The sequence below is a fragment of the Fibrobacter sp. HC4 genome (assembly GCF_023373925.1).
Taxonomy (GTDB): domain Bacteria; phylum Fibrobacterota; class Fibrobacteria; order Fibrobacterales; family Fibrobacteraceae; genus Fibrobacter.
The window spans coordinates 54,217-65,973 of record NZ_JALCZV010000014.1; the positions used below are offsets into that span (position 1 = coordinate 54,217).

10 protein-coding genes and 1 tRNA gene are annotated in these 11,757 nt (G+C 53.1%); 5 read left to right on the plus strand and 6 right to left on the minus strand.

The genetic code is table 11. The features are described 5' to 3' along the window. Positions 1 to 17 precede the first annotated feature (17 nt). Positions 18 to 2,054, plus strand: coding sequence for a CotH kinase family protein (locus MMG03_RS10280; protein ID WP_249506208.1), 2,037 nt, complete (start codon positions 18 to 20; stop codon positions 2,052 to 2,054). Between the two features lie 14 nt (positions 2,055 to 2,068). Here MMG03_RS10280 and MMG03_RS10285 read toward each other — a convergent pair whose 3' ends face one another. From MMG03_RS10285 to fabF, 3 genes are all read right to left on the minus strand, one after another. Further along, positions 2,069 to 2,638 (minus strand): fibrobacter succinogenes major paralogous domain-containing protein, encoded by a 570-nt coding sequence (locus MMG03_RS10285; protein WP_073160505.1) that lies wholly within the window; start codon positions 2,636 to 2,638, stop codon positions 2,069 to 2,071. Positions 2,639 to 2,711: 73 nt separating this feature from the next. Continuing rightward, positions 2,712 to 3,650, minus strand: a complete 939-nt coding sequence (locus MMG03_RS10290) for a YfiM family protein (protein WP_249269337.1) — start codon at positions 3,648 to 3,650, stop codon at positions 2,712 to 2,714. A 92-nt stretch (positions 3,651 to 3,742) separates the two neighbouring features. Next, positions 3,743 to 4,972 carry a beta-ketoacyl-ACP synthase II gene (gene fabF, locus MMG03_RS10295; protein ID WP_249506209.1) on the minus strand — a complete coding sequence of 410 codons (1,230 nt, stop codon included), beginning with the start codon at positions 4,970 to 4,972 and terminating at the stop codon, positions 3,743 to 3,745. Between the two features lie 243 nt (positions 4,973 to 5,215). Here fabF and orn point away from each other — a divergent pair, with 243 nt between their 5' ends. The 3 genes from orn to lgt are packed head-to-tail and all read left to right on the plus strand — an operon-like array spanning position 5,216 to position 8,032. Beyond that, a complete protein-coding gene (gene orn / locus MMG03_RS10300; RefSeq protein ID WP_073160531.1) occupies positions 5,216 to 5,761 on the plus strand; it encodes an oligoribonuclease in 546 nt (181 codons plus the stop codon). Further along, positions 5,762 to 7,156 (plus strand): penicillin-binding transpeptidase domain-containing protein, encoded by a 1,395-nt coding sequence (locus MMG03_RS10305; protein WP_249506210.1) that lies wholly within the window; start codon positions 5,762 to 5,764, stop codon positions 7,154 to 7,156. A gap of 9 nt (positions 7,157 to 7,165) precedes the next feature. Next, entirely contained in the window at positions 7,166 to 8,032 is an 867-nt protein-coding gene (gene lgt, locus MMG03_RS10310) for a prolipoprotein diacylglyceryl transferase (RefSeq protein ID WP_249506211.1), read from the plus strand. A 185-nt stretch (positions 8,033 to 8,217) separates the two neighbouring features. On the opposite strand, the gene MMG03_RS10315 is transcribed toward lgt, so the two are convergent. From MMG03_RS10315 to MMG03_RS10325, 3 genes are read right to left on the minus strand one after another with little or no spacing between them, the layout of a single operon-like run. After that, positions 8,218 to 9,546, minus strand: a complete 1,329-nt coding sequence (locus tag MMG03_RS10315) for a TldD/PmbA family protein (RefSeq protein ID WP_249506212.1) — start codon at positions 9,544 to 9,546, stop codon at positions 8,218 to 8,220. Beyond that, on the minus strand, positions 9,543 to 9,821 hold the full coding sequence (locus tag MMG03_RS10320; protein WP_249506213.1) for an XRE family transcriptional regulator: 279 nt from the start codon (positions 9,819 to 9,821) through the stop codon (positions 9,543 to 9,545). Before MMG03_RS10320 ends, MMG03_RS10315 begins: the two co-directional genes overlap by 4 nt. A 15-nt stretch (positions 9,822 to 9,836) precedes the next feature. Beyond that, the gene (locus MMG03_RS10325; RefSeq protein WP_101480131.1) at positions 9,837 to 11,399 is read right to left on the minus strand and encodes an alginate O-acetyltransferase AlgX-related protein; all 1,563 of its coding nucleotides are present in this window, start codon (positions 11,397 to 11,399) and stop codon (positions 9,837 to 9,839) included. A gap of 95 nt (positions 11,400 to 11,494) precedes the next feature. Here MMG03_RS10325 and MMG03_RS10330 point away from each other — a divergent pair. After that, positions 11,495 to 11,567: transfer RNA gene (locus MMG03_RS10330), tRNA-Arg, on the plus strand. Positions 11,568 to 11,757: the final 190 nt, after the last annotated feature.

Sequence of the window (11,757 nt, forward strand, 5' to 3'; positions counted from 1 at the left end):
TTAATTAAATTAAATGTATGCATTTAAAGTTTCGCCAGAGCATTCTCTCCCTGATACCGTCACTGGCGGTTATCTCGTTCCTATTCGCAAGTTGTTCTAGCGAAAACTACGAAGAAATCGTTACCGTTTCCATCAAGGACGGTGTTCTAGGCGATCCGGTAGACATCGATGTTCCTTCCGACCTTTTCAGGTCCAGTTCAGACATGTCTCCGTTCAAGACATCCTCCAGTTCGATAGCCAGCGGTAAATCTTCTGACAGTAAGACGGATTCATCTGACAGTTCCGTCAAACCGGTTAGCAGTTCTTCTATTGACGTCCCAAAATCATCTGCATCACAGGCAAGCTCCTCGTCGCAGAAAACCGAGACTCCGGCCTCAGCCCTTCCGCCGGCAGGATTCTACTCAGCCTTTACCCTGACCGCCCCTACCCCGAAGAATGGCGGTGTGATCCGTTGCACTTACGACGGTTCCGAACCCACCAGTGCCACGGCCCAGGCAAGCAACAAGAACATCTCTTCTACAACTGCCGTTCGCTGCTACGAATTTATCGGTAACGACATCGTCGCCAAGGAAACCCAGACCTACTTTATCAACGAAACCATTTCGATGCCCGTAGTGGCCATCAGCGTGGCTCCGGAATATTTCAACGGTTACGTCGCGGCCCCCAAGTGTTCCCCGGACCCCTGTTACTCCGCCAAGTTCTGGGAAGACGTGGAGTACCCGGTACATGTCGAATACTTCGCCAACGGCAGCCGTTCCACCCAGAAGGATTTCGAAATTGACGCCGGGATTTCCATCATGGGCGGCTGGAGCCGAAACCAGATCAAGAAATCCGTTTCGATCGCCATGCGCAAGGAATACCAGGACGGCCGTCTGAAGTACCCGCTTTTTGACACCCGCCCCGAAAAGAAAAAGTTCAAGGCATTCAACCTCCGCAACAACGGCAACCGCTTTGTCAGCGACTACATCGAAGACCCCATGGCCGTAAGCCTGCTGGAAGGGACCCATGTGGATTACCAGCGTTCTCGCCAGGTGGTGGTTTTCTATAACGGAGTCTATTACGGCATTCACGACATGCGTGAAAAGTTGAACGAACATTTCGTAGAGACCAACTACGGAATCGATTCCAAGGGCGTGGACGTCATCAAGCATACGAACACGGATATCAGCGCCAGCGGTGGTACCAGCGAAGGTTACATCAGCATGCTGAACTACGCCGTCAATAACGACCTGACCATAGACGCCAACTACATCACCCTGGGAACCATGCTGGACATCGCCAGCTACGTTGACTACATGGCGGCAGAAATCTACTACCACAACGGAGACTGGCCCAACAACAACCTTCGTGCCTGGCACTCCGTAGAACAGCCCTGGAAGTTCATGGCCTTCGACATCGACCACGGTTTTGACTGGACCTGGAACGTTAGCGGTTTTGGCCAGAGCACCAACATATTTACATGGATCAAGAACGGCGGAACCACAAGCGGATCCTGCTACAAGTCCAGCAACAGCCTCTGCTTCCACAACCTGTACAACAACATTATCAAGAACGAGAACTTCAGGCGCACCTTCATAAACAGGGCTGCCGTCCTGTACAACAGTTTTGTCAATTCCGCAAAGGTTGAAACCGCTGTCGACAAGATGGTATCCACCATGCCCATTTCCGATATTACCCGCGATATGAATAAATTCCCCAGGGCTCAGTTATGGTACACCAACAGTTGCAACAACGGATTTGAATATACGGGCTCCTGCCTCAAGACCTGGTCCCGCAGCAGGGACAGCAAGGTCATCCAGGAATTCCAGAACGAATTTGGCCTTGAATCCCTGGTGAAGACGACCATCAGCGCCACAGGACTGGGAACAGTGCTGCTAGATGATATTGCCCTGCCCAGCCAGAGCTACACAGGCAATTTCTTTAACGGTCACCCCATGAAGTTGACAGCCAGCGGAAACGGCGGCATCTTCGTAGAATGGGAAGATGGATCCGCCCAGAATCCCCGTTTTGTCTACGCATCGGCCGGGGCCACCTACACAGCCAAATTCAAGTAAAAAGGACGCTCACGCTAATCGCGTAGGCAACGCACCGAGTACATATTGGTGCTGATATCGAAATCCCTGGAAAAGTCCCCCGGAGGAGCCAGATGCCAACCAAAGGCATCACCATCTTCTTCGGTAGCGCTCCAGAAATGGGCAGACACACCCAGATCTACAAACTCATCCGTAGCCTTCCCTGCCGGAACCACGTCGAAACCATAACGGTCGGAGCCGTCCCATTTGTCCCTGGACTTTAGGCTGACCCATGCTTCTTCCTTTCCGTCGCTATCTTCGATAAAGCGTTTGAACATGGTCCATTCGTCGTTATCGGGCAGATGCCAGCCTCGGGGGCAGGATTTTACAGCGGATGAAAATGCATACAGTCTGCCGTACCTTTTACAGTTTTCGTCACTGTTATCGTAACAGGCACTCCCTTCGGACTTAAAGTTCAAATTCTGGGACATCCACGTTTTTGAGCCAATTTTGACGGTTTTGTAGGTCTGACCGTCTCGAGAATCCGTAAAAGAACCCGTGACAGGCACGGATATTGCTAAAGTGGGCAGGAAGAAGCAAAGAAAGGGAACGAAAATTTTATTCATGCAACTAAAGATATATTTCTTTCCCCATTTTGCAATGCAAAGGATAAATAACTAAATTCGCCCCGTTTTTTTTTTAAAACTTGATGGGGTACATCAGGTACCAGTGGACTTCGGGGTAAACCTGCACCGTGGGAGCCGGGAACTTGAAGTAGTTCAAGTAACGCACAATTTGGCGGGCCAGACGACTCTGGGGCCGGAAGGCTTCAAGGTCGTAGTCCAGGGCGATGTAGACTTCGCGATGGGGCGTTCCCTCGTAATGCTTGATGAAGACACCCTCGTCAATGCTGAGACCCACGGCAATGGCAAGCCAGCTGGGGTAATAGGCGCGGGCTGCGGCGGGCAGCATGCGGTAAGGCTTGAAGCTAGCCCAGTAAGTCTGGTTCACGTAGTCGTCGGTAAAGATGCCGTCTGAAGCCTGGTGGTCCTGGCGGTAGTAAACCTTGGTATTGATCCAGTAGCTCCACTTGAGGTCCACATACTTGAACAGCGGAACATAGCGTTCTGCCATAGGCAAGAAACCGCCAAGGGACCCGGACAGAACGTCAAAGATGCTGAAACCCCAGCTGGGAGCGAAGCCGTCCTTGATGTCGATGGCGATATGGGTGGACATGGCAGAAAGACCTGCGAACAGGTAGGAATAGAATTCCGAGACACCAGCCCAGTGGTAACCTTCGTAGAAGAATTCGCCCAGAGCCACACCCGAGGCAAAATGCCCCAGCTTGTCCAGGTTCAAGGCGTAGTCAAAATCGTTTTCAAAGTGGAAATCGTTGCCGTTCTCGCCCCACCAGCCTTTGTCAAAGACAAGCCAGTAGGCTGCACCGTAGGCGATCAGGGTCGTAGAGGCCACGCCCGTCAGCTTCAGGGCACTGAACTCGTGATTTTCCTGAGGATCCTCGGAGCGGTAATCCCAGGTGGAATCTCGCCAGGTCATGGGACCAAGGAAGCTGTCGGCCTGAGCCGCACCAGTTCCAGCCAGCACACCGGCAAGCATATATTTCAACACTCTTTTCATCGGGCTGCAAAAATAGAAAACCTCTCGGCATAAGCCAAGAGGTTTCCTAAAATCAGATTTGAGCCGAAGGGCCAAAAGGCCGAGCGGTCTCATTAGTCCTTAGCCAGGAGCACGACGCTGTTGTGGCCACCGAAGCCGAAGCCATCGGACATGGCATAGCGGAAGGAGTGGCAGGTGTTCTTGTTGGCGCAAACGTCGAAGTGGATACGTTCGTCCTGGTTGAACACGTTGGTGGTAGCGTGGATCATCTGGTTCTGGAGAGACTTGATGGTGATGATTGCTTCGAGAGCACCGGCAGCACCGAGAGCGTGACCGATCATGCACTTGGAAGAGTTGATCTTCAGAGTGTCGCGGAGACCGAAGACCTTTTCGAGAGCGGAGCATTCAGCAACGTCGCCCAGCGGAGTAGAAGTACCGTGGGTGTTGACGTAGCCAACGTCGGAAGCAGAAATCTTAGCATCGCGGAGAGCCATTTCGATAGCCATGCGAACGCCTTCACCGTCTTCACGAGGAGCGGACATGTGGTGAGCGTCGGCGCTCATGCCAACACCGGCAACGCGGGCGAGGATCTTTGCGCCACGCTTCTGAGCGTGAGAAAGGCTTTCGAGAACGAGCACGCCAGCACCTTCACCGATAACGAAACCGTCGCGGTCAACGTCGAACGGGCGGGAAGCGGTGGTCGGATCGTCGTTACGCTTGGACAGAGCCTTCATGGAGCAGAAACAGGCAACAGCAACTTCGTTCACGGTTTCGTCGGCACCGCCAGCCAGCATGATGTCGGCACGGCCCAGACGGATAGCGTCGTAGGCGGCAGCGATAGCGTGGTTGGAAGTAGCGCAAGCGGAGGTCACTGCGAAGCAGGGGCCCATCCAGCCAATGCGGTTAGAAACTTCACCGGCAGGCATATTGGTGATAGCCATGGGAATGAAGAACGGAGACACACGGCTAGGACCGCGAGTTGCATAGGCAACGCAAGTGTCGGTGTAAATCTTCATGCCACCGATACCGGAACCGATGATCACACCGGCGCGGCTGGGATCTTCTGCAGCAGGATCGACACCTGCATCGGCCAGGGCCTTGTATGCAGAGTAAACGGCATACTGGATGCTACGGGAGTAGCGGGACTGGTCGCGAGAGCTGAAGTATTCGTCAGCAACGAATTCGTTCACGCTAGCGGAGAACTTGGTGGTAAAGTTGGTTGCATCAAAGCGAGTGATCGGGGTGATGCCGGACTTACCTGCGAGGAGGCTGTCCCAAAGAACGTCGGGAGAGTTACCAAGGGCAGAAACGCAGCCCATACCAGTGATTACAACTTCTTCCATATATTCCCAAAGGTTAAGATTTGAGTCAGTTAACTACTACCAAATGTAGAAATTTCATTTTGTTGATTAAAGTCACACCATTGGCGAGACCGCGAAAAAATTATAATAAAAAACTTACAGAAATCTTACATTAGGATTGAAGCAGCCCCATTTTCGGTCACCACGCCAAAACCACGCCACCTTTAAAAACGTTTCCAAAGCATTGACAAACAATAATCTACATTTGCCCCCGCTATGGTAAGAATTAAAAGTGCGCCGAACCTCGTGTGGATGGACCTGGAAATGTCCGGGCTGGACCCAGAAAAGGATGTAATCCTTGAAGTGGCAACCATCGTGACCGACGGAAACCTGAAGATCCTGGCCGAAGGCCCCGTCATCGCAATTCATCAGACCGAAAACATCTTCGAAGGCATGGACGCCTGGAACACCCGCCACCACACCCAGAGTGGCCTGGTGGACCGCTGCCGCAAATCGAAAATCACCGTAGCCGACGCCGAAAAAATGACACTGGACTTCATCAAGCCCTTTACCCAGGAACGGGGCAACGTACTCTGCGGCAACTCCATCACCCAGGACCGCCGATTCCTCTACAAGTACATGCCCAAGCTCTCCGGATGGCTCAACTACCGAAACGTCGACGTCAGCTCCATCAAGGAACTGACCTTCCGCTGGTACCCCAACCTCCCCGAATTCGAGAAGATGGAAAAGCACCAGGCCCTGGACGACATCCGCGAAAGCATCGCCGAACTGGAATACTACCGAAAAACGATATTTGTGAAGAACGTTTAAATGACCATCAAACCTTACGTCGATACCCAGGACCGCCTCCCCTACGCCGTGCGCATGAGGAACCGCGCCATCGCCATCTTCGTTTTCATTGGAATTTGCGCAGGCATCGGTTCGTGTATCTATAAAGACAAGATTTCCGGGGCGGAAGCCGCCGAGTTAAAGGTGGAGACTCAGGCAGAGCCCGCTAACGATTATAACAAGGAAGAAGTTGCCGCAGGCAATCAGGCGCAAGAGATAAAAGCAGCCGGTCCGTCTGAATCCGCAAAGATGTTCGAAGGGCCCACCGCCGAAGACATCGAAAATACACAGATGGCGGTAACTGCAGAAATCGCCCCATCCAACCCGCCTGCCGTAGAAATCATCGACAGCGCCCACATCAAGAGCCAGAAAGACGTGTTCATGGCCGAAAAGATCGACAACCTGCTCCGTCGATTCAAGCCCGAAAACGCCATCATCCTGATCGTAGACGCCAAGAGCAACGAAATCATGGCCTGGGGCGAACGCAAGAACAACGCTGTCCAGAACCAGCCGGACTACCTGACCCGCAACACCTTCCCCGCCGCCTCCCTGGCAAAGACAATCACCATCGCCGCCGCCATGGAAAGCAACCGCTACGCCCTGAACACCTCGATCCCGCTCATCGGCCGCGCCCACCATCTTTACAAGAACCAGCTCAGGGTTCCCCAGAATTATCATGGCCCCACCGTAGAAATGCAGGACGCCTACGCCCATTCCTACAACCCGCCCCTGGCCCTCATCGGCATGAACGTGGGAGCAGGCAAGCTTAAGGCCGCCGCCCGCAACCTGGGTTACAACATGAACTACGCCGCAGGACTTCCGGGCAGGTCCAGCTTTACGCCGCCGGACACTGGCTACGGGCTAGCCGAAGCCAGCTGTGGCTTCACCGAAGCCACCACGCTGTCGCCCCTACAGGCCGCCGCGCAGGTCCGCGCCATCCTCATGAAGAAGCCACTTGAAATCCCCTGGTCCACCACCCCGGACCTCGACGGCTACGCCCCCAAAACCCGCCTGGCCCTGGACGTGAACAAGTTCAGCGAAAACACCTACTACGGACTCCGTCAGGCCATGATCCGCTCCGTGACCCACGGCACCGCCCGCAAGAACATCTCCACCAGGCACATGGCCCGCAAGAACTATAACGCCCTGAACATCGGCGGCAAGACAGGCTCCCTGGACGGTTCCGACCCCAAGGGCCGCTACGACTGGTTCATGGGATTCGCCGAAAGCAAGGAAGACCCCAGCAAGGCGATCATCATCGTAGTTTTGCAGATTTACGACAACCAGGGCTTGCGCCCCCAGCCCACCACCCAGGTGGCCGGCATGCTAATCAATTATTGGGCCCACCAGTACGTCACTGGCGGAAAGAAGAAATAGGAGAACAACATGGATTTATCTTGGTGGAACTTGATTCCCACTTACTTTGACGGTACCGCCATTGAACTTGGCAACTTCCCGGTGCGCTGGTACGGCATCATGTACATCTTCGCCTTCGTCACAGCCTACCTTACGCTGTGGCACATCAACAAGAAGGACAAGCTGGGCTACACCAAGGACCAGTTCGACAGCCTGTTCACCTGGATTATCGCCGGTATCATCCTGGGCGCACGACTGGGCTATGTGATCTTCTACAAGCCTGGCTACTACCTGGCCAACCCCACCGAAATCCTGCTGCCCATGACCCACGACGCCCTGGGATACCACTTTAGCGGTATCGCCGGCATGAGCTACCACGGCGGACTCATCCTGGGCATCGTCTTTACCATTATCGGTCTCAAGCGAAACAAGATGGATGTCTGGCAGGGCCTGAACCTATGCTTCCTGGCAGCTCCCCTGGCCTATACCTGGGGCCGTTGGGGCAACTTCATCAATGGCGAACTCTTTGGAGAAGTCACAACGAGCCCCATCGGCATGTACTTCCCGCTAGCCCACGATAGTCCCCTGTCCAACCCGATTCTGCATCACCCAAGCCAACTCTATGAAATGTGCTTCGAGGGTGTTATCTTGTTCGTGCTCCTGTACAACCTGAGGCGCATCCCGCTGCTCAAGGACAAGATGCCCTGCCTCTACCTGATGGGCTACGGCCTCTTCCGCTTCTTCATCGAGTTCTTCAGAAAGTCTGACGCACACCTTGGACGTAACGACCTCTTCGGCATGAGCCGCGGCCAGACGCTCTGCAGCGTCATGGTCCTTAGCGGCCTCATCTGGCTGATCGTAATGATCTACCGTCAGAAGAAGCAAGCAAAGGTGTGAGGTACGAGTGATGAGGGCGGAGCCTGCGGCTCCTTTGAGCTAGATAATCGTGCCGGAAGCGCCCTACTCAGCCATCAGTTTTCAGCATTGAGCAAAGAGTCATTATAATAGCGCCGAAGGCGCCTTACTTTAGCCAACTGCTCACAGCTCATAACTAAAAAAACGAGCCCGCAGGCTCGTTTTTTTTAAACGCTAACGCTGAGTTCGCTTACGGCTAATGCCGGCACCATGTAGGTTCCGAAGGGGTCCCGGTATTCGTTCCCCACATCCACCACGTTCTTCATGATGTCAAAGAAGTTGCCGCTGAGGGTCACGCCATCTACAGGATGCTGGATGACGCCATTTTCGCACCAGAAACCGTGAGCGCCCATAGACAGTTCACCGCTAATGGCGTTACAGCCGGAGCCACCTTCCAGGCGAACAACCAGCAGACACTTGGGGAACAGCTTCAGCAAACCGGCCGTAGTCAGTTCACCTGCGGGAACCAGCAAGTTGTTAAAGGAAGTCCCCATCTTGCTGCCGAAATCGCGGGCGCCGTTGCCGGTGGTCTCGCGGCCAGCCTTGGCCGCCGTCTCAAGATTGTAGAGGGCTTCGTTGAACACGCCGTTCTTTACCACTTCCACACGCTTGGCCACACAGCCTTCGGAGTCGCAGCGGTACTTGTGCTGGAACAATTCGCCCTGAGGGTCGTTAACGATGGAGAACTTTTCGCCAGCCACCATCTGACCTTCCATGCCGGCCAGGCGGGACTGTCCCTTCTGCATGGCTTCGGCTTCGAAAGCGGAGCAATACATTCCCACAATGCGGGCAGAAACTCTTTCCGAGAACACCACGGGAATCTTGCCGCCCTCGATTTTCTTGGCACCAAAAAGTTCCGTGGCATAGTCAGCCGTCTTCGTCGCGATTTCATCGATACTGAACTGCTTCCAGTCGCGACCGGACTTCACGAAGTTTCCAAGTTTCTTGACGCCATCGCGGACAGCTACGGCACCAGCCCCTGCGGATGCAGAATTGGACTTACCCTTGTAGAATACGCCTTCGCTATTGGCAATCACAGAAGAGGCGCTGGTCATATCCGCACCCAGGTACGGAATGTTCTCGATTTCCTTGGACTTCGCGAAGGTCTCTTTTTCTAGTTCGATACAGAAGTCCTTCATCTGCTGCAAGTTCAGGGATTCCAGGGCCGGGTTGTAGTTGGGATATTCATCCGGCATTTCCACAGGCTTGGGCAGTTGGATATCGATGGACTCCGTCCACTGAGTATGACAGAGAGCATCCTTCAAAGTCTGCGCCACCGCTTCCTTGGTCAGACGTTCCGTATAGGCATAACCCGGATGGCCATCCTTGATCACGCGGACACCGAGACCGACGGAGTCAGAAATTTCTGTATTCTGTACCTGTCCCTGAAAAACGGACAGACCTTCAGAATGGGAAGTAGAAGCAATTACATCAAACTGCTGAGCCTCTTTCTTGGCCAAGTCACACATGTAGGATACAGCATCAGTAATATTCATTTGTTCGGCTCCAAGTTCGAGGCTCCAGACGTAGCATCGGCAAAAGCACAACGGGACTTACGTTCCAACATTTTCCAGTAGGCGGCGGGGCTGCCGGTTACAGATTCCAGTGCAGAAGCCAGGTCCGCAGTAATGGGCTGGGTTCCAGCAATCAGGGCTTCCAACATTTCCATAGACACGCCGATGCGACGGGCGAATTCAGCCTTGTCCATCTTAAGCCATTCGATGCCTTCCAAAATTGCCTGTCCCGGAGTGGGAGTTCCACGTCTTGCCATACACAACTTCCTTGATTAAAAGTCTACCGTCTTCCAGCCTTCTGCGCCAAAGCGCAGATCGCGTTCCACAAATTCCCAGATCAAGAGCTTCTTGCCCTTCAGCACACCAGCTCGACGAGCCAGCTTTTCGCGGACCAAGGTACTTGCACCGCCATCGCTTACAATGCTTGCCACCGGACGCTTCATGTCCTTGGCGAAATGCGCGATCCAGCCGGCGTTCACCGGGGAATCCGTCTGGTAAATTCGGCTGAAACTGTCCCCGAGAATCAGGATCTTCGCATTGCGGAAATCATCCTTGAATGGGACAACCACATGGCCCATCACCTTCTGGGACTTAAACACATTGAACTTGTTCAGGCCGCTCATTTCTCCGATGTCACCCATACGGTCTGCGGCACTATCCTGAACATCATACTCTATAGATTCCGGTCCCACATCAACCAGACTATCTTCCACCATCTTCTGAACCTTGGTGTAGATTTCCCAGGCAGCCAGTTCCGCGCCTCGAGGAGTCCAGTGGGTATCGTCATTCAAGTACAGGGCACCCAGTTCACCATCGTTGGCCTTGGCCGCCCACAAGGGAGTGTAAAGGTCTACCGTATTGAAGCCCAGGGCAGTAAGGCTATCCAGAACGGTCTTGCCATGACCTCTATAGTCGCCGCCACCCATCACAGGCTTAATATCATTATCTCCGGTCAGTCGTTCCGGGTAGATGCTGGGTTTACCAGGAACCACCACCACCAGAAGTTCCACACCCTTGGCTTTCAGTTGGTCCCTAAATTTTTGGATTGCCTTAATGGGATCGTCTAACTTGGCTGCGCGTTCATCAAACGGAGACGGCTGAACCAGAAATTCCACATCCTGGCGGTAATAAAGCCACGGGTCAGAAGAAAGATCTGCTGGATTATTCCCCAGGACCACCTTCTCGCCCGGCTCACTGAACAGTTTCCACACCGTCAGCTGGTACTTGGGACGAATGGCCAGAACCAAGGCATTTTCATTTTCCACAGTTTTTTCGAAAGCCCTGAGATAGCTTCCCTTCCAGACACCATAACGTCTAATACCATCCAAGGCGCGCAATACAGAAAAATCACTAAAGCGTTCCGTAATCACGCGCAAACAGGAATCCAGTTCCGGGAAATGTTCCGGTTCATCTTCCAGAACATACAACAGAGTGTCAGCACGGCGGAGCAATTTGTAGTCATCGTCAGCCGTGTCCAGCTGCGCATAAGTATTTACCGCAAAAGTCGCAGATTCAAGATCCGAAAGGGCATTTACCACAGGTTCCAGATTCTGGGACAGTTCCCCCTCATTGGAGCCGGCAGCAACGTTCTCACGGGCGTCATGCCAGGCAGCCTTCAACTTGCGGGCGTTATCCACCATGGAAGCCTCACGCTTGAAAGGCCCGTAAAAAGTATCCTTGAAAATGTCAAAGGACAAGAGCCGCGGACCGCCAGAAACAGAAGAATCAGCCTCTTCATCGGAGGTACCACAAAAATCAACCACCGTCTGCACAGTAAAGGGCAGCAGGAGCAATACGCCAAAAATCGCGATAAGAACAACAAAGGATTTCTTCACGTTCAAAAAGATAGTATTTTCTCCCGCCCACAAAAAAATTATACTATATTTGGTTGCGCTTATGGCAGTAGGCCTAAGGCCCCGCCGTAGTTGTTGCCTGGATAGTTCAGTTGGATAGAACGGGTCCCTCCTAAGGATCAGACTCGCGTTCGAATCGCGATCCGGGTATTTTCAAAGGTTTCTGGTTCACTCCAGAAGCCTTTTTCTTTTTCCCCAAAAAAATCCTGCGCCCATCCAGAAGTTCTATTTCTTTGTTGTAAACAAAAACAACGTATAGTTTAGTACAAGTTAAGAAACAACTGTATAATTTATTAGTTTTTACACATCTTTTTGTGTAGGGTAACAAACAAAGGAACAA

Bases quoted from the DNA above. Each gene is read 5' to 3' on its own strand.
- MMG03_RS10285 (WP_073160505.1), bottom strand. From the start codon at position 2,638: ATGAATAAAATTTTCGTTCCCTTTCTTTGCTTCTTCCTGCCCACTTTA.
- lgt (WP_249506211.1), top strand. From the start codon at position 7,166: ATGGATTTATCTTGGTGGAACTTGATTCCCACTTACTTTGACGGTACC.
- MMG03_RS10280 (WP_249506208.1), top strand. From the start codon at position 18: ATGCATTTAAAGTTTCGCCAGAGCATTCTCTCCCTGATACCGTCACTG.
- MMG03_RS10315 (WP_249506212.1), bottom strand. From the start codon at position 9,546: ATGAATATTACTGATGCTGTATCCTACATGTGTGACTTGGCCAAGAAA.
- MMG03_RS10320 (WP_249506213.1), bottom strand. From the start codon at position 9,821: ATGGCAAGACGTGGAACTCCCACTCCGGGACAGGCAATTTTGGAAGGC.
- MMG03_RS10305 (WP_249506210.1), top strand. From the start codon at position 5,762: ATGACCATCAAACCTTACGTCGATACCCAGGACCGCCTCCCCTACGCC.
- MMG03_RS10290 (WP_249269337.1), bottom strand. From the start codon at position 3,650: ATGAAAAGAGTGTTGAAATATATGCTTGCCGGTGTGCTGGCTGGAACT.
- fabF (WP_249506209.1), bottom strand. From the start codon at position 4,972: ATGGAAGAAGTTGTAATCACTGGTATGGGCTGCGTTTCTGCCCTTGGT.